The following is a 25,382-nucleotide window of genomic DNA, read 5'->3' on the forward strand; positions in this document are numbered from 1 at the left end:
TAGTTAAGATGCCCATGGCTGCTTAGCCCCCCACTAAGACCGTGGGCATCCCCATCACTATGGTTCCTCCATGTGCAGTCAGGTCGCCCATTCTTGCTGCGGGCTTATTGTTCACTAAAACCGTTGCGCTGCCTTTTACCACGCTGTCAGGTGGACCCACGCAAACACACATTTGACCAAGTGTCGCTACCGGGAGGTTACCCACCAATACCGTACTCGGCATCGGTAGTAGTGGCCCTCCCACATGTGGGATCGGTACAACAGCGGGGGTTTGCATTGGACACACATGCATGTCCGTCGCTCTAGCGGCTGGTAACATGACTCTCTACTAGCGTTTTCCATTCCCACCTGAAGCAATGTTCAGGCCCATGTCGATAAATTCATGGTATCGTGATTGTGCGTGCTCACCATCAGGGAGAACCGCACAAAGATTGACGCTTCCTGCTACCGCTTGAGCATACAGATACGGAGGCGGGGGCACTACAGGATCCTCTGGTTTAATCATACTACCACCACTCCAGAATGCCGCTTGAGCTACCCATCCAGCGCCGGTATCTAAGCCCGCTTTATCGATCATTTGCTCAGCAAATCGGCGACTGGTTTCATCCGGCGTATGCACCCAAGCACGCGCAGCGCGTACGGCATTAGTTTCATCTTCATTCCAATCCATACGCGTGTCAGCGCAACACACCGCCCACCACACTGATTCGCGTATTGGTAAGGCATGAGCAATGAACATGACTGCATCAGAAAACAGTGCCCTGTGCGTCGCCTCAGCAATCAACTTTGCGGGCGCAATAGGGGCCGTCGCCAGTTCTAATATTTCCGGACTCGGCTCATAGGCACGAAAGATCTCTTGAACATCATCATGAGGAATTTTAATTAATGTCATCAGTTTACCTTAGCAATCGCCCCTTGTATTTGTACCATTGCTCCCGCTTTTACCTGAGTACTCAGACTACCGTTAATCGAAACAAGGCTGCCTTTGAGATCGGCTTTGCCCTGTGCTTCTAAAGCCAACATCGTGGCCTTAACTTCCGCCTTCGATTTGCCCGCAATCGAGACTTGCGGAGCATCAATCTTTATCCCGCTCGCACTGATTTCTATTTTGCTTCCACCGACACTGAGTTCAATTTTACTCTTACCCGTAATAGAGACCTGTTGACCGTCAACAGAAACGTTCGACTTTGCCTCAAGAGCAATATTGGACGCCGCTTTTAGTGCCAAGTCTTGACCACTATCGCCCGTCCAGTTTTGTTTGCTTTTAGCCACCAGCGTTTGCTCTGTTTCTATCGTGATCCCTTCTTTGGCTGCCATAGCGACCGTCTTTTCCACCTGAGTCGTTTTTGAGCCTTTAATCGAGGTTAGGCCATCGTTTGTCACCTCAATCTCAAAATCTTTTTCGGCATGCAAATACACGTGCTCTTTGTCTTTTTGGTCATCAAAACGCAGTTCATTGCCCTGTTTACTGCTGCCGTTTGGTGTAGTTCGAGTTTTGATGCCACTTTGAGTCGCAGAGCTGTATGGAGGGGTACTATTCTGGTGATAAAGCGAGCCAGTGATCACAGGACGATCCGGATCGCCATCAATATATTGAACGAGAACTTCGTCACCCACGCGAGGCGTGAATTGCGCTCCGAACCCCTTACTGGCCAAGCTTTGAGACACCGGCAACCAGCACGAACTATTCTCGTCCTCTTTGCCATTGCGATCCCAATGAAACTGCACTTTCACACCGCCCAATTTGTTGCGATAGATCTCCTCGCCACTAGGACCGGTCACCGTGGCGGTATGCAAACTGTGTACACGCGGTTTTGTCGGTATTTCTGGTCGATAAGTCACCGAAGTAGGAATGCAGGTAAACTGATTGCGATACGTTAGGTCGCTGCGGGACTCTTCACTTGCAATTTGATACGTAATCTTAGTCACCAGATATTCTTGGTTCATAGATTTCAATGGATGCTCGCTGAGAGTAAATTTAGACCCACACACCAACGCAGTAATGGTCGACGACGCTTGCGATGCCAATTTGTCGCAATCTAACGCCTCCATCTGACGTTTGGCGGCGTCACGCGCTTCTGCTTTTGAATCATGACCATAAGCATAGCCTTGTCGTGATAATGTTTTTAGTGACGCTTCGCTGGCGGTCTGACGTTCGCCGCTATCAAAAACATCCCCTTTCGCCTGATGATGGTCAGCAAAAGACACGGTCGACGTACCCACACGGCGCAAATCACTCCAATGGCTGATCATACGATTCGATTCACGCGCTCCCACTTGATAACTCAGTGTTGGCGCCGCGATCTTTTTAAAACGCTGGTTGGTATCCCCGACGCAGACCAAGGGCTTACCCGATGAGTGCTGAGTGTGATAATGCCACCCCTCACTGGCGAACAAACGCTGAATAAAGGCTTGATCCGACTCATCCAGTTGGACACAATATTCGTGTTTTTTTCCGCTGCCAGACACATTAAAACGAAAAAAGCCTTTTAAGTCAGCTTGCCTAAGTATGTCTTCAACAATCTGCTTTGTCGTCATGTTTTGAAAGATTTGACGACTGCCGCGATGCGCGAGAATAGAAAGCGGATCAACCATTTCTAATTGATAAAAGTACTGCTGTTTTTCTTTGCTGAACCCTGTGAACTGGATTGAGTTACATAACCCCGTGTAGTGAAACTTCTCTTCTGCTTGTGAATAGATCACCCGCACTGCTTTACCGAGGTTTTTAACATTCACTTCTGCACTGGCGACCAGCGATAGAACAAACCTAGATCCAAGCGACACGGTCTCATCTCCGGTGAGATGAGTGACGATGTAATCCTCATTGTCCGATAACGTCGCTATAAGTGGGCGAGATTGATGTTGTATTGTGTTACTGCTCATATGTACTTTAAACCACTGATTCAATCATAGTTAGGCGGACATCCATTTCCGCCATCACAGGTCTGCGATTAAGCCGTATGGGGCTGAACCGCGAGCAACCCTGCAGGAGACGGCCCCGCCTTACGGCGAATCGCGTTAGCTCTTTTGAGTCGCTTACCCTTCTTCGAGAAAGCTTTCTTAGCCTCTTTCTCCCGCTCCGCGTTAGCCTGGACTTCTCGAGCATCATTATCGATATCAATAGCAGCTTGCAGAACGTCGTCGTCATCCATGTGCAAGTGATCTGTCACGCCCAACGTCTTTAAGTATTGATCAAGCACATGTTGATTGGGACGAGAGATCTCGTCATGTATCGTAGTAACCTCATTTTGAGTCGATACATTGGTGAAGGTCGGGATCCGCCACAGTTCTTCAGCCAATGTTCGATATTCCAGATCAAGATTGGTCATTGCCGTCCTAATGTTGTCTTGACATCGACTAACAGCAATTTGATTGACCTGTCGGTTGTATTGAATGTTGGTGATTCGCTTGGTTTGTTGTGAATGAAGACGATGACCTAATTTGTCCCAGAGAAGGATTTTCACCAGCATAGGGTTCACCATGGTACCAAAATCCACACTGCTACCGACACCAACCGTCGCCCCAGCTCCCGCCTTAAAGCTAATATCTCCTGAGCTCTTTACAATGGTTTCAACCGCAGCCGACACACCGATGCCTGCCGAAACGGAACCCGTCACACTCGCCCCCGCCATTTTAATGCCGCGCGCTTTAAACGAAATGGAGCTGCTGCCTGTGGCTTTCACGCCCGCAAATGCGCTCGCTCCCGCCTTAAATTTGATTATCTCATCAGACGCAAAATAGTTTGCCGTGTTCGCCGTTGCGACAAACTCGGCCTTGACGTTTGCTCCTGCAAACAAGTCCGCTTCGTTTTTCATCTCCATGAAGTCACCAATAGTGAGTTCATGTTCAAATTTTAACCTCAACCCAGCCTGAGCCGCTAAGGAAACATTGACTTCGAGGTCAATGCCTGGGATCAACTGCATCGTTTCAAATGAGTCGTCGCTTGCGTCTTCCTTTTTGTTAACTTCCACCCCTTTACCTGGCGTGTAATCTTCTGTGTACTTGGTCGACGCTAGTTTACGCCCAGCCTCTTCACCAACCTTTTTGTCGCGAAAACCGGCCGACCCCCCTTGACCAACCTTGGCATGCACATTGCCCTTAAAGCCGCCACGCGCACCGACCTCCATCGCAAGGTTGATTTTGTTGCGCATTTTGCCAAAGTCCCAGACCTTTTCGTACGCAAATTTATACTCGGCAAACACGTCGCCCGCGATATCGATTTCAGGTCCGCCCTCCTTCACTGAGCCTTCTGCTTTACTCGAGGTCCCCACATGCTTTTGAAACAGCTCGTTTAAAGCAGGCCACAGCTCATCATTTTGCTTTAGATGACCGTTGTAGGCATCCACTAAGGCCCCCACTTGGGCATCCAGCAGTTCAACTTTAAGCACGCCAAGCTCGCCCGAAGCCAGAATACTGTTGCTAGAACGCTCAAGAACGCGATTCTTGTTGTAAAGCATTTGAGAGAAAGTACGGTTGATCAATTTGGAACGTACTGATTCCGTTGGCGAACGGTGCGGCTTCACGACCCGCACCAAACTGCCATACCTTTTGGTAACGCGCTGTACAAAAAAATCCCACACCGGGTGCTTCGCTACTTCGGCTGCACTATAGGCGCTAGCCTTACCTCCGGATGTTCGATACAGTTCAGCTTCCACCTCCGAGTACACCAGATCAATGGCTTTTTCTAAAAACGGCAAAGCGCGCTGCGATTTCTTACACACCGAATACAGATTTGTTAACCAATTTTCAATGGCAATCGCACACCCTAAATTGTCGTTTAGTTCCCCACTGCTGCTCTTAATTGTTGAGACATCAAAGTCAAGATTCTCGGTCGCAAGCTTTTTCTTTTTCATACACTTTCCTATCGCTGATTCGCGTACACAAACGCTGAGCTAAGCGCTCCAATTCTGTACGTCTTGTATAGTCACGCTCCAACGGCATGACTTGCTCGATGATTTTGTTAAGCGAATACCAGTCATCTCTCGCCTCGACCCGCCCCTCTCCATTGAGCTGTGCCGACGAAGCAAACATGGGGGTTCCTTGCCAGTGACGGAATGTTTCACGGCGGGTGCCCATGCGATGACTGGCACCAAAATCAATCAAGCGCACTTGATGATTCTTAGGCACATAGAGCAGGTTCGATGGTTTAATATCGCCGTGCACCCACCCTCGGTGGTGACAGTGCTCAATGGCCGAAATAATACGTGGCAATATGGCAATAAACGTCGGAAGATCCGCTGAGGTAAACTGGCTTAGCGTGACGGCGCACGGGTCATACGACAGTCGTAAAATTCCATGAGACCAGTCGACGCCTAACACCTCTTGAACGCACGCTCCCTGACAATCAATCAAGGCCGAGTATTCCCGCGCCAGCTCGGCTGGCGCGGTAAACTGCTTGATATACTCGTGGGGTGTCTCATGACAGTACCGAGTTTGGTGCCCGGCGGGCACTCGGAGAGCATTACGATTAACGAACGCTCTTCCTTGATTTATCGCCCTTTCCATTGGCATGTTTACAACTGCTTAGGCAAAGCGAATTGTGAAAACACCGCCTTGTCCAAGCTCTGATTGGAGTCTCTCAATGAGAACTCCAGACCAATCTGGTTACCATCAAGGTCATAATTCAGAGTTCGCACCAATCGACTGGTGGTTGCACGACTGCTTCGACTAAACATGGCTCGAAACAGAGCCCACTGACCCGTAAAGGATTGCCCGGCCAGACGATTGTCTCCGTTGAAAAACTCAGCGCTAAGATGATCGTCACCGCCGAGCGAAGGCCACGTCACATCACGCCATACCCGTGGACCATGTCGGTAGCTAAAGAGTGTTTGGGCATCTCGTAAACGAAACTCCGTGACATCTGTACTCATTGATTGAGCTTTTAAGCCAATCGTTAATGCCATTTCTCCCCCAGATGATCCGAAGAAGATACGCGTAATTTGTCGCGTTCTTTCGAGCTGTGCTCGTGTCGAATCACTGATCGGTAAGGTCAATCCATCCACTTCATTGATTTTCAGGCGCCCATTATCCCAATACACGAACGGCTTAAGAAATTGGTCAATGTACTGGTCAACCCGGCCACTGGGTTTAAAGAAGGCACTGAAATCATCTAAGTTCACCTCACCCCGGCCATGCTGAGCGAATGGGAAACGCCCTTCAATCGCCGCCGCGTAAAATTGATAGACTTGTTCGTCCCACTGAGTGTTCAAATAGTCAGCACTTCCTTGCACTACTTGTCCCCAGACCTGTTCGCTGATGCTTTGCACCCAACTTGCAACCTGGCTTGGTGCTTGGCTGCCCGCTAAACGAAACTTCACGATCGGATCACGACTTCCCTGAGCATGAGCCAGTGCATATTCATGAAATGCTTTCCCCGGATTAGCATTCGTCAACGCCGTATCATAGAAACTGGTCAACTCCGTCACCGCAACAATCAGCTCATCATGAGGGGTCGCCCCTTTTCCGCTTCCGTTGACAAACTGAGAGAACGGTAAAAAGGCTTCATTCACCACAAACGATGGCTGGAGTCTAAGTAGCTTGTCGCCTACCGCGCGATTGATTTTGTTGGCTTTGTTGAGCACTTTCTTGGCTTTTTTCAGCCCCAACTGACTGGCTACCCGTTTTTGTCCTTTGGTATCTGGTTGCTCTTCAACCGCAAGTGTTGTGTTGACGACCACCGCTTCCATAACATCCAGCAATGGGCTGCTGGCCGGTGTCCTCACATTGCGCAGGACGTAGTTTAGCTCCGCGGCATCGGCAAAAGGCTTCACCTCAATGTTATTGACCATTTCTTTCCAGTAATAGACATAGTCGGCAAAGTACAACCTTTGGATCTGCTTACTCAGTTCCGTGAGTTCCACGACAGAGGCCCCGGACATGTCGCCCTGGATCGCTTTGAACTCGCCCATCAGCTCTCTCAACAAAGGAGATTTAGCCGTCAAGTCAAGCTTGCCATACCCTTGCTTGGTAAAAACCTCTGGTACTAAGTAGCCATGGAAACCGGTAGAGAACGTAAACAGGCTATCGAACTTTTCACCCAATTGTCGGCGCAGATCCACCTGTGTGCGGTATTGGGGCATGCTTTTAATCCGCGCATAGATCAAACGTTCGGGCGACAACCCTTCCAAATTATTGGTCGCAACGGCGATCAGCTCTTGATTTGGCACTAACTGTTGGTCGTAATCGCCACTGAACAAATCTTCGATGAGCAGAGAGAGTTGAGCCAACTCATCTGAAGATAATTCCCCCTGATCTTTCAGAATATCCACTAGATACGCTTGCAGCTCTTCTATGTTGAGCTGGTCGCGGTCAAACAACATTTGGTAGTAACGCAAAATTTCAAAGATTCGGCTTGGATTACCCAAATTGACGTATACATACAACTCGCTACTGATCAATTCTTCTAACTTCGGTAACAAGATTTGATGAAGCTGTTTTTCGTACGTTTTGTAGATGGTTTCTGCCGTTTCACCTTGTTTGATACTGACGAGCTTATGCCAAGGTTTAGGTTGGATACCAGCAATCACAACGTCGCCCAACTCAACCAAGACCGCCACCAAATCAGACATTGAATAGTCTTGGCTTAATGCTTGGATATCCGACTGGTAGAAACGAATCTGAGAGATAGCTGCACTGCGCCAGTTTTCATCCGCCGTCCAGTTATCCCTTAACTTCAGGCCTCCAATCACCATTAACGCCATGATTGAGACCAAGATCGCTGAACGAAAAGCCAAATATCCCGCATGTCGCCACTCGTTGACGCCCACCAGATTTTTCTCTGGAAGTATGACTTTACTGAAGATTCGCTGCGTAAAGTAGCCACGACGACTCGGTTGCTGCTCTTTGGTCTCGAGGCGATTGAACTCTCCGCGCTCCGCGACAGAGTGAGTTAACAAGTCATGCTTGATGCCTTTTTGCCCCGATGACATTAAATAAGCGCCACGGAGCCAAACCGCTTCACGCACACGGTTCTCTCGACCGATCTCGCTCAGAAGCTCATTGATCCGCTCAAACACAATTCTCAACTGATAAGGCCAAGCGAGTATCGCTTCCGCCTTGTCCACATTGGCATTATTGAGTTGTTCAAACTGTTGCAAGGCCAGCGCCTCAATCAGCTTGTGACTCTGTTGCTCAAAGTCATGTTTGTCATAGCGGCGTGACACATCATAGTCACAAGTAATGCCGAAAGGGTTTTCAGAATCACAAGCAGTAAAGCCTTCAAAGAAATCGATGAAATCCGCAATGCCATCGGCTTTAGAAAAAGCCATATAGACGGGCAGAACCAGATCCAGTGCCCCTCCCATTGATAAAATGGCTTCCTGGTAGATCGCCGCTAACTTTGAACGTTCTTTATTGTCCGTTACGACCAAACGCTCACAACCAATCACCGTTAGGATCCCATTAAGACCTTGGCGAGGACGATACTTTAAAAGCTGTTTGGCAAGAACGCCCCACAACGCATCGTCGATGCCTTCACTATCGAATATGCGATGACCAACTTCGACGACAACCGCGTGATCATTGCTCCAAAAGCGCAGGTACTGCTCGGTATCACTGTCGTGCTCGGTGCGTTCATTGATCGGTTCAAACCCATTTTGAAGCAAGACCGAACTTTTGGCGTCTTGCTCACCTCCGAGCACCAAGTACCAAGGGAGACGGTATAAACTGTCAAGCTTGTTGCGCCCTTGCCCCAGTATTTTTTTGACCGCCAGACGAAACAGCTGTTCGATCACTCTGGTGTCTTGCTTCAATAAGACCGACTGATCGTGCTCTTCTGACGTCGTTTTAGACTTTGCCCGCTGGCGCCACCAGTAGATCACCGTCACACTCATAATTACCGCGGTAAGGCTCAGCGCGACCCACTTGATCCAAGCCGGCTGTTCATCAGGTAACCACAACCAAAGTGCAAGCGTCCCCATCAGCGCACTCATCACCACAAATATTGACAATATCTTTTTACCCATCTTACTTCTGCGCTCTTTTGATTGTGGCGTTTAATCCAAAACGAACATTTAGCTCATTCTTCAACTTACGTATGGTTTTGAGGTCTTCACCTGCATCCAGATACAGCTCGATACCATGCTCGCTTTCCCGCGTGAATGACTCATACCCCGCTTGGTTAAGCTCAGACGACAACCGAAGGGCATCACTTGGTCGAGAGAACACCGCTAAGATGATCTCCCATTCCAATGCTGCGACTTGCTCTTCCTTTTTCTCGTCTTGGAGATCAGGGGTGTCGCTCACTCGACCTAAATCATCATCCGTACTCAAATACACCAAATCACTGTTGGATTTCTTGAAACTGACGCCCGACATGTCGATGGCTGAAAACTGTGTCAGCAGCGGTTGACTGCGGCTGTGGTACCAATATTCTGTAAAGCCATACGCACACCCAAGAAGCAAAAACGTGGCCACCATCGTTTTCGCCATACTGATCATTAGCCACGGCCGTTTCCCTTCCTTTAGCACTGGCGTTTGAGGCACAGGCATTGGCGTTTCAGAGCGATAGTGGCGAATTAATCCGTAAGCTCGGGCAGTGATGTCATAGAGTTGACTATCATCGCCATGGCGATAGCGTCCTTTGAAACCCAATGACAGTAAGACATACTGCAACTCAATGAAGTCCACCAGTTTGCCTGGTTGCTGACTCGCTTTTTCCAGCAACACAAAGAAAGCTTCGCCACCGTTGCGCTGTGAAAAAACTTTGCTCAACAAAGAGTGGTTTTCCCATCGAGCCCGGTCCCCCCACGTGGTATACAGCACGGCTTCATCAAAAGCGGCGCAGAGTACAAAACAGCTTTTCTCAATCACACTTGGGTGATAGTCCAAGTGCAAACCCCGTAAACGAAACGCCTCGATCGCCCCTAACAGCTGTTGGCGAAAGCGGTTGATATCTCTCGGAGCGCCTTGACGACGTATGGTGACGAGTATGCCGAGCAGTTCGGTCGCCGCATTCATTAAAGGACTCCCGTAGACCGTCAGCCCTTCGATTAATCGTTCGGTCCCTGAAGTATCGACATTTGGGGCTTCTCTTCGCTCCCGTATTTGAGGTTGTTCGCTCGCCGTACGTTGAAGGCGAACCGTTGGCTCTTCGTTGAATAATCCCGCCATCTCACACCTACCTAATCACATGGAAGTCGACACGAATGTCATCGATTCGTTCGTCGATATGTAACGCGATTGCCTCGTCTCGCTTGACAAGGGTTTGCCACAAGTCCGACTTAGTGTCGACTTCGAAATAGGCAGCATCGTTCAACGATTTAAGCTCCGACGGAGCATACGGCAAATGACGTAATGGAATGCCAGACAGCGCATTACGCACCAACCCTGCGATATCACTGTTGCCGGCTAACTTAGCAGCGCGAGGGAACTCTTCACCCAAGCGAGTCGCCCCAATAGACGACGACACCACCATGATAAATCGACCTTCATGATACAGGCTGCGATCGTCCACTATGGTGCGCAGCAAACGACGACTAACAAACAGTTGCTTGTCCCAAACTAAGGTGGAAACATTGTCAATTTGCACTTCGCGTAACAAGACTAAGAGCTCGGAGAACACCGTTGAAAACACCGCGTAGAGATCGTCTGGGTTCCAAGCCGGAAAAGATTTTGGCATCTTACCTTCAAGCCCTTGCATCTGACCGGCCATCGACACACATTCTAGGTATAAGTGTCGCGTCAATAACGTAGGATCGAGATGCCACTGTTCAAGTTTCGGCATCCAACTCCCCAACACCTGTAGCCATAGATAGTCACGCATCAAAGATTGGTAACTTTTGCTGTTTGCCTCTGCCTGAAGACGGGCATGAATGGCGCGCGAACGGTACTGAACCTGTGCAAACACATCCGCGATACAATCAGACAAATAAGTCGAGACCCCAAAATGCAAACATTGGGGAACAAAGGCTTGATTGAGCACAACCGCACCCTCAGACTTATGCTCACTGATTTCCGCGATGGCCAACAAGACAAAGTCCTCAAGCTCATCCCCTTCAAGCTTGAGTTGTATATTCAAAATGGCCAATTCCAACGCGGCGGGATCACTTTGCTCTCGGCTTGTGTCATACACGGGATGTTCCAGAGCACGGTGCCTTAATCTGGCGTCCTCGCCCACATCTACGGCGCCTGGTCGGGTAACCGGAAGCGCCAAATACACTTTTTTGTGATGGGTGTTTTTAGGCACATCAACGACCAGCGCTTGATCAACCACAAAAGGGGTACCATCTGGGAATATCCCTTTAGCACGGCGCACAGAGACTTTGCCAATATTGAGCATTGAACGATCTAACTCGAGGTGCGTAACACCGAAGCACTTCGGGCTGACTTGACCTGCAAACTCTCGCGTGAAATTCTCAACATAGCGCTCTTGCTGCTGGAAGTGCTGGGGTGATAAAAACATCCCCTCACTCCATACAACTTTATTGTTGTCCATTATTCTTCTTCCCCAGACACCGTAAGATTGATGCCATCTACTTCTATGTTGATTGCCGCTGAATGGACAATAACAGGTTGATAAATGACCTTATTTTTTGCTTCGCGATAATCAGCGAATCCCGCAATGACACCGATGAATTGAACGCCGGCCCCTAATGGAATAACCTCCTGACGCGATTCACCTGGCAACAAGCTTGGTAATTGACGCACAACCGCTAGCTCAGACTTTAAGATCCCCTGATCGTCGTCATAGATTTGAATAAAATCCGCTTGCTCAAACGCATTGCGTTTGGTGAGTTGGTACACTCGCAGCTCCACTGGAGAAGGTTTACCTTCTGCATTCGGGTTAATGTTTGTTGCCGCCGACAGATTAACGACCAACCTTGGTTGCCCTAAGTCCTCACTCCATAAACTGCAGCCAGACAACCACAGCGCCAGCAGCGGTACCCAAAATCGAATATTCATCACTTTTCCCCTTCTAAATTTCTCTGAAGACGCAGCGCCTCTCGAAAGTACGCTTGAAACTTCACTTGCCAGTCACGATTGTCGACCTGACGATGAAAGTAATGTTTGTACATCTCCCAATACTTAGGCTTGCGAGACCAAAACCCGTTACCAGACAGCTCATCAAACATGCTCTCCATGGCAGTAGGTGAAATGTCTGACAACAAACGGGTCAACGCCATTTCTAAGGCTTTGTCAGTTCGGTCTTGGGAACGTTGGTCATGATGTTGCAATTCCGCTAACGCATAGGCTGCAGGGCGAACAGATGTGCTGAGATCCGGATGACGTGCAGCAGACACCTCCGACGGTGGGAAGATCGCCTTGACCTCAGCCTCGGCAAGCGGGTCCTCATCCGCAGATTGAAACTCAAGATCTAACGACGCCGCCGCCTGTTGAGGAGGAGGGACATGGGCGACAAACGGATCGTCATCAACCACATCCAACGTGGAGATCACTACCTCCGGTTCATCCACTTCTTCAGTTGGGATCTCACCAACGATAGGAGTCTCTTGACTAAACGGATCGTCTCCAAAAGGGGAATGACGCTCCGCTCCCAATCCAGATTTCACAACAGCAAGATCGGGAACAAAACACGACACCAGTAGGCGGTAACGACCGATATCCAGCACGTCTCCATCGCTAAGAGTCGATTGGTTTCCATTCCCTAATGGCTTGTCAGATCCATTGATAAACAACCCGTTGGTACTGTTGTCGGCAATTTGGTACCCACGCGAATTCTTGCGAATGATCGCATGCGTTCCCGAAATTTCCCGACTGGCATCACTGAGCTGCAATGTGTTCCCGAAAGCACGACCGATATCACCACCGTCTTCAGGAAAGGCTTGATTCCACTCGGCAATGCTTTCACCGTCCGGAGAACTGATTATTCTGATTGATAGAGGCATATAATTGACCTGTCTTTAAATCCATATTGAACGCTAACGGCACTGTTCGGCCGCGTCATTAAACTCCGCCAGAAAACGGGGATATCGCTTGATAAAGGCTTTGGAAAAGTACACCCCCAAAGACTGGGACTGAACACGAGTACGGGATATGGCTCGGTAGCTAACGCCCATTTTTTTGATGGTTTCGTCGATCACGGCGTCATTTCCTAAGATGGCACCGACTTCGCCGTTGAGCAGTAACTCAATCAACGCTTTAGGGGTTCTTGGTTTTTTACTGACGCGATAGCCGTTTTTCTGTAACCAAAACCATTTGTTCGAGCCAAACAACGCCGCCACCTTGATTTGAGACTTGAACATCGCACTGTCGACCTCCGTCGAATCCGACAGAGAAAACCAACTCCAATTCTGCTCTTCCAAAGGTGCGGAGTACTCAGCATACTCATCGCGTTTGCTGTTGTGTGAAGCCAAGAAAAAACCATGTTGAGACCCAACTTCAGTCATCAGTTGCGCGCGGTCCCATTTGGTCATGGTCAGTTGATAGGGCTGATCCAGATGGCGCATTACGCATTTTACTTTATCGATCCCTGGGCCTTTCATTACCCCGTTCTCTTGATACTGGTAGGGAAACCACTCTTGCGTTGCGAGCAGTAAACGGTCTGGTCGACTGAACGCCCACGCCGATTGACTGCTACTTCCAATGATTAGCAGCAGAAATATGACGATTCTCATGGTGTATGCTCCTCCATGCTCATGCCCGCAGAGCGCACAACACTTCCATCACTGGCGTAGATATCACTCGCCATTTCGAGCAAAACGAATGGTACGGGGGTGTTGACTCGCTCAGCTTGTTTAAAACTGATCGCAATATCAGGGGGGGACAGGAGTCCAACAGGTAAAGAATGAGGCTTTACCCCTTCGTTCAGAATGCGAAGACCATAGAGCGCCGCTTGATGTGCGTTGTTTTCAAACCCGACACCAACCGACATTAACGCACTTTGCGCACTGGCATTGACCGCATCCGGTACTGCCGTCAGCAAAGGTAATCGCTGCGAATACTGGTTTATCTCATCGATCCGACTGAGCAAACTCGAACTGCCAGTTAACCAAAGCAGTGAACGCTCAAACGTATCATCACCAACTCGCATGGCTTGCGTTTGCGCTGCCATGCTTTCTTCTAGCGTTTGTCCGGGTTGGGTTTCATCCACTTCAATAGGAAAAACTCGCACACCTTGCTTTTCTGCTTCCATTTTCAGTGGTAGGTACTGGGTCAAGTAAGCACTGGTGTTGGTTTTGGCATACAGCACACCTATTTGCGTCAAGCTTGGTCGGAAACGACGTAAGAAGTTAAGCGTGATATCCGCTGGCAAGTTTAAAGATGTATACGCAAAGTTGTTTCCACTGCTTTGGTAGTTGTCTGTCAGCCCCATCAAGACAGGATCTTTGGCATTAACTGAGATCACCGGCAGTTTTCCGCCCGAATAAACCTCATGAAGCGACACCGTCGCCCGCGATCCCACGCTGTAAATCAGAGCCGCCTCGCGTTCCGCCGCATGCGTCCACGTTCGCAACTGCTGCTGAGTCGCTGGCAATAAGAACACTCGAAATGAGACATTAGGCATCTCGCGACGAAAGACTTTTAGCATGGTGGAGAGGGCCACATCGTAAGAGTCCGCTTTGCGTGAAATAAGCACCCAGACACGCGGACGTTCTGCGCGCGGCGCGAACACAACGTCCCCCTCTTGAGCCTTTATTTCCCACTCCACCGAATGATTGTCTCTGAGCGGCTCTCCCAACCACTGAGGCCATTTCGCCTGAACGAACGATGACATCGTCACCCACAGCAAAACTCCCATCAACCTCTTCATGACTGCCCCTCCATGCTTGGCGTTCGATCAAGAAGCCACATCGTCGCCCCGGCGAATCCGAAGAAGATCGATAAGGTGAAAAACGCCCAAGTGTGTCCCAAATGAGTCAGCAGTGCTCCAACAACAATGGATCCCAAAACATGTCCGAGTCGTTCAAGAAAGCGATACGTTGACGCGACTGAGTTCGCATTCGCGCCCTGAGTCGACGTCACTACGTGCGTCACAACAGGGGCGTTGATCAATCCGTGGGAAATCCCCATGACTAACATCGCAAACGTGGCAAGTAAAACCAGATACGTTATGTCTTCAAAACGGAAAGAAAAAGACAACAAAATAAGTGAGACAGCACCGACGCCACTGCCAAGACACAGCGCCCATTTCGCCGAGCCTACTCGGTCTATCATCGGTGACACCTTGCCGCTAACAAATAACACGGAAAAAGCGTACGCCATCAATACTTGACCGATGCTCTCTCGCTCTACGCCGGCATTCGATAACAAGATAGGTACGGCAAAAAACACGACACCTGTGAGCATCATTTTGGTCGGGATCCCTACCAGCAACATTGTGCGCATAAACGAAGGGACTCGCATCAGTGCTGACGCATCTTTGACCATGGCGGTGAAGTTTTCTTTTAACGTCCCCTGCTTTGTGGCTTGCATCGCCATCGAAGGGAGAGTCAACGCGAACAGATACATTAACCCCCCAACAAACACCGCCAACATGAAGATGCCCTGAACCCCAACAGTGTCCGCCAAGAGCGCACCAATTGCGGCGCCTGAAATAAAGCCCGCATTAAAGCAAAACACGATAATACCGGCGGCTTGCGTTTTGTTGCTTTGATCGCTGCAGCGCAAGATATACCCTTGCACAGCAATGAAGATCGTGGCTTGACCCACCCCCGAAATCAAACGAGCCACGAGCACCGTCATCAATTGAGAGTCATACGCCAAAAGTAGGCAACCTAGCGACGACAGTACGATCCCTGACCCCAACACTTTGCGGATATCCCACACTTCGAGTAATCGCGCCACCGGCAGTAATGTCGCAGCAAATCCAACGAAGTACAGGGTGAAAAAGTACGAGGACCAACTTTCACTCGCGCCACTCTCCACCGCTATCTGCGTCAAATATTGCGGCAATACGGGCGCCATCAATGACTCCATCAATACCGTCACAAGCAACAAAGGTTTCACTTTTGCTAACACGGCCTCATTGTCAGATTGTGCCTTGGAGTGACAAAGCAAACGCACAAATGCAAAGCAGATGAACGCACACCCAGCGAACAAGATCGCAAAGTTTTTCAGCGTTTTCAGGAGTTGAGCCAGCAATGCCTTGGGATCAAAGGCCACCGTAACTTGGCTGCCTTTGGTATCCTCCACAAGAAACGCAGCCATACTCTCCACAGCCATGGAATCGGCGCGAGCCTGACTTTTGGCGATCATCGTATTCCCTTGCGACACGGAGATGGATGAAACTTCAGGATTGGACTGACGAAAACTGTCCAACATTCGATCAATACCGCTGACTTGCTCGTACCCAATTCCAGCACTCAATACAGGCGCTAATCGCTGCGTTACGATGTTGGCCATGGAGTCGGCTTTGTTCTCCAAACCCGACTTATACAGAGCCCCCACCATTAAAAATACACTCGTGGACATTGCCAAAAACACCCCGCCAAATGCGGTAAAGTAGATCTTAGGATTGGCACTTCGAAGAACAAAAAACACAAACGCGGCGGTCAAAAAGAGCACCAACCCCAGCATGGGTTTGAAGTGCCCATCAATTGTCTTGGCAATCTCATGATCACTGAGCATCACTTCCAATGCTCCCACCTGTGTAAACTTGTTGTTCAAAGGGATGCTGACCAAGCTTCCGAGCATGCTTTCATCGGTATAGCGATACAATTCTTGTTGTCCCGAGATCACGCGGATATCGACCACTGACGAATCGGCATCTGCGATGGGAGCCAACACTTTTTCTAACCCCGCAATGTCAGGCAGCGGGACCCCAGAGTTCAGCACTTGCTCTATACCGATTCTGGCCGCTTCCGTTTGGGCTAGAATGGCGTCTCGGCTTTGTTGTTGGTAGCTTTTCAATGCCTGGGCATAGCCCACGACGAAGATCAACATCAGTGACAACAGGACCAATAACGCCCCAAGCATCAAGCGACTGTATTGCTTAAACGTGTTCAACCATTACTCCTGCAAAGCATCAAATTGCGCCGTTAGGCAGTGAGCCAACGCCATCGGTCTTTTCTGTTTTAAGAAAGACAGACGATTGAAGACCAGTGACTGGACGAGATCTGTGTAGTCCATGCCTTCACGGGCTAAGTCATGGCATACCAAACTGACGTTGTCCCCTTGAGGGCGTTTAAGATCCGGCTTTGGATTCGTTTCCAAAACGTACACTTTGCCTGTGCTATCCATACGTAAATCAACGCGAACCAGCGTTTGAAGACCCAATTGGCGGTAGATTTTCTGCCCAATCGCTGCCAGTTCACTACGCAGAGGTTCGTCGGTGACCGCAATCAGACGATCTTGGGTGATGGGTTTTACGTCCATAGACGTAAAAATCGGCTCGTCCTCGCCAAGCACACGCTCAGTGATAGAAAAAGCCAGCGGTGTATCCGACTGTGTAAGCTGACCAGACTTGAAAATGAACTCGCCTGCCACCGCCACCACAAATTCACGACCGCCGAGAAAGGGTTCGATCATCACCGTGTTCCCCGTCGCTGCACGCACTTTCTCGACCACCCCTGCCAAGGCCTCTCTCGAAAAGACCGGGTAAACATGGATCGACGCTCTCCCAGACACAGGCTTTACGATAAACCCGTCCGAAAACTGCGCCTCAATTTGGTCAATCGCGCTTTGCTTGACGTCATCCTCGAAGCGTTCGTCAATGCCTATAGTAATAAAAGGTGTCGTCGGTAATCCCGCGGCGTGGATCTCATGCTTAAAGAGGTGTTTGTTATCCAATATGCCTGCCGTCATTGGCGAATGTCCGACGTAAGGGACGCCCAACATCTCCAATGTGGATGGCAGATGACACATCGAATCAAATCCCTGAAGTCCACCGCTATTGGTGATCACTAAGTCAATGGCTTTGTCTTTCAACTGCTGAGCAAGATCAATGTCCTCAGCCAATACCTCCACATGTTGAAAACCCGATTCTCGAAGAGCATTCGCGATATCGTGCGCCACAGGTTCGTACGTCTTAGTTGAACGCGGGCTTAAGTTCTCGAAAATAAAGCTCTCCGCGCGCGCTTTGTCCCCACCGTGGATCACGGCGACAGTGAGGTTGTGTCGAATCCATTCCAGTTGTGACTTAGAAAAAACAGGTTGCGTCATCTATATCTTACTCATGATGTAACGTTGCTAACGTGGGAGCGCTGACATCGCCCCTAGCAACAAAAAAATCAAAAACTCACGTCGTTGTTGGTCAAGGCAGCGGTGATCACTCACCGCTGCTTAATGTGAGGTCTAACGCCTCTTTATCACTTGTTATTGAATGCGAATGTCGAACAAGCCATTGCTGTCGACACCAACATGTACCGCTTCCACCGGTTGGTTCTCGCTCATGCGTTGAATGCATTGATTCGCCAAGTTAGGCATCAATTGACGATTGATGATTTGTTCAATGGCTCGCGCCCCTGTTTCCGGGGACTCATTCAGATGAACTAACTGCTCAATCACTTGTGGGTCGTAATCAAAGCTCGCCCCGTAGTGTTCATCAACACGCTGGCGAATTCGCTGAAGAGATAACGCCGCGATCTTTGCCATTTCGTCGTCATTGAGTGGGAAATAAGGCACAATCGTTGCTCGACCTAAAAACGCTGGCTTAAAGTGTTTTTGCAGTTCAGGAAAGATCGTGTGAGTCAGAGAAGGAACGTCAGGTCGCTCTTCTGAGCAAGCATCCACGACGGCACTGTCCGCGGCGTTTGAGGTCATGATGATAATGGTGTTGCGAAAATCGACATGGCGACCTTCGCTGTCTGAAATCGCCCCTTTATCAAAGATTTGATAGAAGATGTCATGCACACTTGGGTGCGCTTTTTCCATTTCATCCAGCAGGAGTACTGAGTAAGGGTTTTTGCGTACCGCTTCCGTCAAGACGCCTCCTTTTCCGTATCCAACATAGCCTGCTGGCGAGCCCAGCAGCATCGAGACCTTATGCGCTTCCTTAAACTCCGTCATGTTAATGGTGGTGATATTACGCTCGCCCCCATACAGCAAATCAGTTAAAGCCAACGCCGTCTCGGTTTTGCCGACCCCACTAGGTCCACACATTAAGAACACACCGACAGGCTTGCGCGGATCCGTTAATCCCGCTCGCGAAAGACGTATCGCCTGTGACAACTCAGCAATTGGGGTGATCTGGCCAATAACACGTTCACCAATGTGTGACTCAAGCGCCATCATTCGCTCGACCTCTTGGCTTAACATGTTGCCGACAGGGATCCCAGTCCACAGTGCAACCACCTCCGCGATCGTCTGTGCCGTCACCTGAGGCAGAACCAATGGCTGCTCGCCTTGCAGTTCGGCCAATGCCGCCATTTTCTCAGATAGCGTGTCTCTTAGTTCATTGGACGTGATCTCGCCCTGATCTTGCAGCTCCTCATCCAGACGAGTTTGCAATTCGAGGATTGACGTCACTAAATCACGCTCCTCATTCCAGCGTGATTCAATGGCCTCATGTTCAGCCTCTAAGGTGGTCAACCGCTGCTTTGCCGCCGCTAATCGAGGGTCATCCATCGACCATAAGGCCGCTTCATGCGATAGCGTGTCAATTTCATTGCGGGTATAGCGAATTTGCTCTGCCACCGCCTCCATTTGACGTGGAGTGGCACTTTGGCTTAACCCAATTCGTGAACACGCAGTGTCCAACAAACTGATCGCCTTGTCCGGCAACTTGCGTTCGGGTAAATAACGGATAGACAACGACACAGCCGCATCAATGGCTTGCTGCATCACTTTGACACTGTGGTGCTTTTCCAAGCTTCGTTTAACGCCGCGTAGCATATGCACCGCATCCTCAGCACTCGGCTCGTCAACAGACACGACTTGAAAGCGTCGCGTCAGTGCCGCATCCGATTCAAAGTACTGTTTGTACTCCGCCCACGTCGTCGCCGCTAAAGAGCGAAATTCCCCCCGAGCCAGGGCTGGTTTAAGAATGTTCGCCGCATCGTTTTGACCTGCAGCGCCTCCGGCGCCAATCAGCGTGTGTGCCTCATCAATAAACATGATGATCGGTGTCGGCGATTGCTTAATTTCATTGATGACATCTTTTAAGCGATTCTCGAATTCCCCCTTAATGCTCGCACCCGCTTGGAGTAGGGATAGATCAAGGCTTCGCAGCTCAACATTCTCGAGCGCAGGCGGGACATTGCCATTGACAATTTCTTGTGCCAATCCTTCAACGATAGCGGTTTTTCCCACACCGGGATCACCGACTAAGATGGGGCTGTTTTGACGTCGACGGCACAAGATGTCAATCGCCTTACGAATTTCATCACCACGCCCCGTGATCGGGTCTAACGTTCTGCTTCGTGCGGCCTCCGTTAAATTTTGCGAGTACTTGTCCAAAGCCGGCGTGGTGGAATCACCACGGGCTGAGACCATGCTTTCGGACGTCTCCGAGATTGGACTGGGCGTATTGGCCGCCAAAGCCTGCTGGCGCAACCACTCTGACGATAACATTGTCACCCAGCCACTCAAGACACCATTGTAAGTGCTCTGTTCCATTCGCTGTTTAAGCACCATGAGAACGTGATACTCGTTGACAACCGATTGTTGATTGTTCAGCGAGGCTAACATCCAAGCATCTTTCAGTAACTCAACCAACTCTGGTGACAGCGCGGGGGACGAGTCATTCCCACGAGGTAACCCTGTTAAATGAGCATGACAACGCTCGAGGATTTGAGCTTTCGATAAGGATGCTTGTTGCAACGCCGCATCCCATCCTTTACTTTGCTGCAGCAACAGCAAGAACCAATGTTCTGGCTCTATCGAGAAATGAGTATGGCTGACACATTCACCAGCGGCTGACTCTAAAGCGTTTTTTAACGCTGGTGTCAGCCTTTTAACCAAGCTCTGCAGTTCAATGTTGATCATTCTTTTTTCCTAACTTTTCGCCAGTGGCATTTCCACAAACTGTGGTTGGGTTGATTGATTGTCCATCCACGCAGACTGCCCTATTCGCAGTGCTTTCTGATGGTCGGAAGAGAGCGTGACTCGCGGCAGGTACTGGCTTCGCACTTTCATGTACAAAGCAAACTTGGTATTGACCCCCATGTAACTGCGCACCATATGATCAATCGCATGTATCATTTTCTCGTCATGCCGAATGGCAAGGTAATGGGCGTAGTTTCTGGGACAAATTTTGATCGCGAGTTTGTGTCCGAGCATCGGTGTACTCTTCCCTGCCAACGCACCTATCCCAAGCTGTTGATTCTGACCACTCTGCCCAATTTGGGTTAACGAACATTCCGTAAGAGGGAGGTACTCTAGTCCACTTCGGGCGATATCAAACTCCGCGTCAAAATAGTCCTCCAGCAACGCTTTCAAAGCGAGCGGACACGTCAGCTTCAGCCCAAGCAGTCCGGTGTATTGCACCAAGTGATCTTCGGGTATAGCGCGCATCTCTCCCGTCTGACCAGCCAGTGAAGACAGCATGCCCGTCATCGACTGACGGTGTTGGTTCCAATGGAAGTGCTCTTCTTCAACTTGATAGGCCAGATCGTGTTTTTGTTCGGTCTCACAATGCAGGCGGTAATAGCGGTTGTTAAACGTGTCAAAGAAATCACAGGCGGCTTCGTCCCCCCGTTCAAATCGCGCTGAGAGCGCGCCGCTGTACATCGCTCGGGGCATCGCTCCTCCATTGCCAGACAACGCAGCAACCGAAGTTGACACGATGAATGTCCCAGCTCGGTCAGACGTGACTTGAGACACCTGAGTCTGGTAATAGGCAGGAAGAACTTCGGCTTTGAACCTGACTTCAGGTCGTTGCCCCGCCAGATGCGCTTGATGCTTGAACATCTGCCACGCCTTTTCCAACTGACCCGCGAAGCCACCCGAGGTCAATCGACTTACAATAGACTCTTGCACCCGGTTCTCCTTGGGAAGGACAGATAAACACCATCTTGTCCTTCGAGATAAACATCCAACTGCGTGAAGCTGTTAAAGCCCGCAAAGTAGGCAAAGAATCGATCCAGTAAGTGGGCAAACAAAGCAATGCCCCCATTCACGTTACTGGCTTCTAACGTCACAGCGATCTTTGTTCCGTAGGCAAAACACGTTTTGCCAGAGACACGGAGCGGTGCCACAACCTGCTCTTGGGTAATCTCCAGTAGGGCATCAATATATACTTGGTTCTGCACGGCTTGATTGTGGTTGTACAACTCCAGTACATTTCTCAAGGTAGCCGTTGGATTGTCGGTACCCAAAATGGCATGGTAGTTAAAATGCAAGTGGCACAGCAGCGCCCACACATTCTTATTGGCGTCTCGACTTCGTACTGGCAACGTCGGCCTGCGTGACAAACTCATTGTGGCAGGTATTGTCAGCGCATCACGACAAGCAATTTGACTTGTTACTGGGAGTGAACCTGCGCTCACACCATCGCTAGCCGTGGTGGTGACAGTCCAGACGCGCTCCCCTACCTTCGCACTGACGTGTCCCAAGTCCGCCACTTTCAAACTGCTGCTCAGCACCCCTCTTTCATGGATACTTTGCACAAGTTGCCATCGCAATGAATTGTTTGTGCTGGTGTATTTTTCCCCGTACAGAGGCGGCACCACACACGGTTCACCCTCTGTAACGTCCACCACTTCGTCGACAGAAAATACTTCCAAATCACTGCGTTGATTGCTGTCGAGATACACCGGATATTGCTTCTGGCTGAAGTCAATATGGATAGGCTCAGAGATCTTGCTGTGCAAGTTCACTAAAGGGACGCTAAACAATGAAAAGTGCTGGGTCTGGATGCTTCGCGCCTGCTCCACACTGATTTCATCAAGGAAGATTTGAAGCCGACATTCCGCCCCTAGACGTCGTTGACCAAGGCGCGTCAAATCGAGACTAAACCCCTGAAAACGCTCGGGAAACATAAAGAACTCAGTCAGCAGTTTGAACCCACCAAAACTGGCTGCCTGATAGGGCAATACCGTGTTCTCAGCGTCAAAACCAATGGGTTGCAATGCCGATGGTCCCAGTAGCACCGCACCGCCTTCGCATTGAAGTGCCACCTGAGCAACACCTTGAGCCAAGACATCATAAAGACGCAAAGCAAAGTGGCTTTCTCCTTTGAGGTGCAGAGTGAGACTTTCCATACCCAACTCACTGAGTTCAATGCCTTCATCGGTCGCCGTGATGGTCAGCTCCAACATTGCCTTCGCACTCTCTGCCCCTGATGGCTTAGCCAGTTCAAAAGGTGCAAATAACACGTCGGCTGACGAGACGGAGATCGGAAAAATCTCGATGTCCTCCGTCGTTCGAAACACTAACGGCTCTTCCCCTTCCCCCATTAAGTCGAATTCCGTCTCTTTGGGAATCATATGCTTAGCATTGGCGTCCTTCTCCACCTCAAAATCCAGCATGGTATAGGACGGGATCGGTCTTAAGTAATGCGGAAACAGCAAGGTAACCAGGCTTTCGGTCAGTTCCGGATAAGAGTCATCAAGACGCTGCTGTAACTTACCGTTCATCAGTGCAACACTTTCGATCAGACGAGCGATCTGTGGGTCATCAATACTGTCTTTGCGTATACTGAGCGCGCGCGCTGCCCCTGGGTGGCGCTCGGCAAATTGTGTGGCTTCATTGCGAATAAAACGCAGCTCTTGTTCAAAATAGGAAAGCAATGAATTAGACAAAATTAGACTTCCTTACATCAAGTTTGTTGCTGCTGAGATCCAGAAAGGAGTCCAACACGATGGCTTCATCGCCAAGATCCGAGTGGACCACAGCAGACAGACGAAAACTCAGTTGGTTCGTCGCGCTTGTCCCTTCCTGCACCTCAATTTCAACCTGCGTTAAACGTGGCTCATAGAAACGGATTAGCGCTTCAATTTCATCAATAATGTCGGCAGTGTTTGTCTTACTTTGTGCGCGAGCTATGTTTCTCATCCCCAAACCAGCAATGGTCGCTTCTGGGATAGATGGCTCGTTCGACCAAAGAGGTGCCCGACTCGAGATCAAATCACAAACGTTATCCACAATGACGTCGCGGACGGCATCAATGTCATTGCGCCACCCCTGATTGAGTTTTGCCATTAGACTCATTGACTCTCTCCCACTTCTTGTCCAGATACCGACGCGGTCAACACGACTTTGGCGTCCATCATTTCAAACTGATACTGAGGCTGGAGCATGATTTCACACAGATAACGCGTCTTATCGTGTTCTGACTCTTCAATTCGCACATAGCAGGAACGGAGGGGATACCGCGCTAAGATCGAGTCTTCTCCATAGCTCACGTTGCTGATGTATTGATCCAGCCACCGCTCAAGGCTACGTCGACAACTTTCCACACTGTCGTACCGTCCAACCTGATCACGGATTTGTGCTTTGATGTAGTGACCAAATCGGCAGGCCATCAAATTGGTCTGTAGCATTCCTAGTTGACGTTGATCTGGGCTCGGGGCTTGCCAGACGGACTGATTGCTAAAAAATCCTTTTTGATCACTCAAATAAAGGCTCGTTAAGGGCATGAATCCCTGCGCGGCCCAAAAGCCATCGTCCTCCGCAAACAAGTCTACTTTCGTGCGCAGTGATCCAGAGTTCGGCACTACCGCTCCATAGTTTCCAGTGTCATCGTATGAACGCAAAAACCCAAACCAACTGATGCGGTCAAACTCGCGCATCACATTACTCAAGACCAGGTAGCCACTGTTCCCCCATAAGGCACAATGCTCACGTTGTTCTTGGTTAAACAGAAAGCCAGCAGGACAATGCTGATAAGGTTGGCGCATTAAAAACTCTGGCATCACTAAGTGGAGAAAACGTGACGAGCTGCGCCCTCGTAGCAGTTGCCACGACACGAGATCACGGCTGCTTAGAATACGGTCTATACGAGCTCGATCATGCAGTTGTCGACGAGGGTCATCCCCAAAAAAGAGTTCATCAACACCTAACACCATTGGACAAAATGCCATTTCACCCAACTCAGATAACAGTTGAAGAGTGAATAAGTCATCCCACTCTTGATCTGGGTTGTATTCGGCACTGATCTTATGGTCAACCATGACAAGCCCGAAAGGCACTCCTCCCGCCGTATCAAACTCGTTGGCATATAATTTCTGATACAGCCCCGAATGCTTTAAATCGAATGAATGGTTAAGATCGGAAGCCACCACTTGCCAACTGGCATCGAGCAGCTTAATTTTCACACGACGCTGCGAAACTTGAACCTCTGTTAAAGATTCGATTCCAGTCCAAGACGCTTCCAGTTGCTGAAACTGCGGATGCTGAATGACTTCAGATAGCTGGTCACTGAGCAGTGCATCAAGCTGAGCAATCAAACGAGTAAGCCATGCTTTGAATTGCGCTTTTGATTGACGTGGCGCCTTAGCTAATAAGGCCTGCCAGGCGGAAGAGCTTATTGGGCTGAGTGGTATTTCGGAGTCAACTTTCATCAAAAACTCAATGCAAAACATTCGGGGGCTATGAGCCCCCGA

19 protein-coding genes are annotated in these 25,382 nt (G+C 49.7%); all 19 read right to left on the reverse strand.

Translation table 11 applies throughout. From position 1 onward, the window contains the following. Positions 1 to 22 precede the first annotated feature (22 nt). Positions 23 to 319: a PAAR domain-containing protein gene (locus tag LYZ37_RS23435; RefSeq protein ID WP_004744250.1), complete on the reverse strand. Its 297-nt coding sequence runs from the start codon at positions 317 to 319 to the stop codon at positions 23 to 25. A 9-nt stretch (positions 320 to 328) separates the two neighbouring features. Continuing rightward, a complete protein-coding gene (locus LYZ37_RS23440) occupies positions 329 to 892 on the reverse strand; it encodes a DUF6931 family protein (protein WP_004744251.1) in 564 nt (187 codons plus the stop codon). Next, positions 892 to 2,883 carry a type VI secretion system Vgr family protein gene (locus LYZ37_RS23445; protein ID WP_171322007.1) on the reverse strand — a complete coding sequence of 664 codons (1,992 nt, stop codon included), beginning with the start codon at positions 2,881 to 2,883 and terminating at the stop codon, positions 892 to 894. Before LYZ37_RS23445 ends, LYZ37_RS23440 begins: the two co-directional genes overlap by 1 nt. Positions 2,884 to 2,951: 68 nt before the next feature. Beyond that, complete coding sequence (locus LYZ37_RS23450; protein WP_171322009.1) at positions 2,952 to 4,853, reverse strand: hypothetical protein; 1,902 nt, start codon at positions 4,851 to 4,853, stop codon at positions 2,952 to 2,954. Beyond that, the gene (locus LYZ37_RS23455) at positions 4,819 to 5,511 is read right to left on the reverse strand and encodes a protein kinase domain-containing protein (protein WP_171322011.1); all 693 of its coding nucleotides are present in this window, start codon (positions 5,509 to 5,511) and stop codon (positions 4,819 to 4,821) included. Before LYZ37_RS23455 ends, LYZ37_RS23450 begins: the two co-directional genes overlap by 35 nt. Positions 5,512 to 5,513: 2 nt before the next feature. Next, entirely contained in the window at positions 5,514 to 8,963 is a 3,450-nt protein-coding gene (gene tssM / locus LYZ37_RS23460; protein ID WP_272788548.1) for a type VI secretion system membrane subunit TssM, read from the reverse strand. Between the two features lies 1 nt (position 8,964). Then, positions 8,965 to 10,110, reverse strand: a complete 1,146-nt coding sequence (icmH, locus tag LYZ37_RS23465; RefSeq protein ID WP_272788549.1) for a type IVB secretion system protein IcmH/DotU — start codon at positions 10,108 to 10,110, stop codon at positions 8,965 to 8,967. Positions 10,111 to 10,117: 7 nt separating this feature from the next. Continuing rightward, positions 10,118 to 11,434, reverse strand: coding sequence for a type VI secretion system baseplate subunit TssK (gene tssK, locus LYZ37_RS23470; RefSeq protein WP_272788550.1), 1,317 nt, complete (start codon positions 11,432 to 11,434; stop codon positions 10,118 to 10,120). Beyond that, a complete protein-coding gene (gene tssJ, locus LYZ37_RS23475) occupies positions 11,434 to 11,901 on the reverse strand; it encodes a type VI secretion system lipoprotein TssJ (protein ID WP_004744259.1) in 468 nt (155 codons plus the stop codon). Before tssJ ends, tssK begins: the two co-directional genes overlap by 1 nt. Then, entirely contained in the window at positions 11,901 to 12,845 is a 945-nt protein-coding gene (locus tag LYZ37_RS23480; protein ID WP_272788551.1) for a type VI secretion system-associated FHA domain protein, read from the reverse strand. Before LYZ37_RS23480 ends, tssJ begins: the two co-directional genes overlap by 1 nt. A gap of 33 nt (positions 12,846 to 12,878) precedes the next feature. After that, positions 12,879 to 13,574, reverse strand: a complete 696-nt coding sequence (locus tag LYZ37_RS23485) for a substrate-binding periplasmic protein (protein WP_272250317.1) — start codon at positions 13,572 to 13,574, stop codon at positions 12,879 to 12,881. Further along, complete coding sequence (locus tag LYZ37_RS23490) at positions 13,571 to 14,710, reverse strand: ABC transporter substrate binding protein (RefSeq protein WP_004744262.1); 1,140 nt, start codon at positions 14,708 to 14,710, stop codon at positions 13,571 to 13,573. Before LYZ37_RS23490 ends, LYZ37_RS23485 begins: the two co-directional genes overlap by 4 nt. Next, a complete protein-coding gene (locus LYZ37_RS23495; protein ID WP_049843843.1) occupies positions 14,707 to 16,905 on the reverse strand; it encodes an MFS transporter in 2,199 nt (732 codons plus the stop codon). Before LYZ37_RS23495 ends, LYZ37_RS23490 begins: the two co-directional genes overlap by 4 nt. 3 nt (positions 16,906 to 16,908) lie before the next feature. Beyond that, positions 16,909 to 18,060, reverse strand: a complete 1,152-nt coding sequence (locus LYZ37_RS23500) for a D-alanine--D-alanine ligase family protein (RefSeq protein ID WP_004744264.1) — start codon at positions 18,058 to 18,060, stop codon at positions 16,909 to 16,911. A gap of 153 nt (positions 18,061 to 18,213) precedes the next feature. Beyond that, complete coding sequence (gene tssH / locus LYZ37_RS23505; RefSeq protein WP_272788552.1) at positions 18,214 to 20,823, reverse strand: type VI secretion system ATPase TssH; 2,610 nt, start codon at positions 20,821 to 20,823, stop codon at positions 18,214 to 18,216. A 9-nt stretch (positions 20,824 to 20,832) separates the two neighbouring features. Then, positions 20,833 to 21,816, reverse strand: a complete 984-nt coding sequence (locus LYZ37_RS23510; protein ID WP_069669787.1) for a type VI secretion system baseplate subunit TssG — start codon at positions 21,814 to 21,816, stop codon at positions 20,833 to 20,835. Continuing rightward, positions 21,798 to 23,579, reverse strand: a complete 1,782-nt coding sequence (gene tssF / locus LYZ37_RS23515) for a type VI secretion system baseplate subunit TssF (RefSeq protein ID WP_171381585.1) — start codon at positions 23,577 to 23,579, stop codon at positions 21,798 to 21,800. Before tssF ends, LYZ37_RS23510 begins: the two co-directional genes overlap by 19 nt. Further along, positions 23,572 to 23,988: a type VI secretion system baseplate subunit TssE gene (gene tssE / locus LYZ37_RS23520; RefSeq protein ID WP_171381584.1), complete on the reverse strand. Its 417-nt coding sequence runs from the start codon at positions 23,986 to 23,988 to the stop codon at positions 23,572 to 23,574. The genes tssF and tssE overlap by 8 nt, the downstream gene beginning before the upstream one ends. Next, positions 23,985 to 25,340 carry a type VI secretion system contractile sheath domain-containing protein gene (locus LYZ37_RS23525; RefSeq protein WP_272788553.1) on the reverse strand — a complete coding sequence of 452 codons (1,356 nt, stop codon included), beginning with the start codon at positions 25,338 to 25,340 and terminating at the stop codon, positions 23,985 to 23,987. Before LYZ37_RS23525 ends, tssE begins: the two co-directional genes overlap by 4 nt. Positions 25,341 to 25,382: the final 42 nt, after the last annotated feature.

The sequence above is a fragment of the Vibrio tubiashii genome (assembly GCF_028551255.1).
GTDB lineage: Bacteria > Pseudomonadota > Gammaproteobacteria > Enterobacterales > Vibrionaceae > Vibrio > Vibrio tubiashii_B.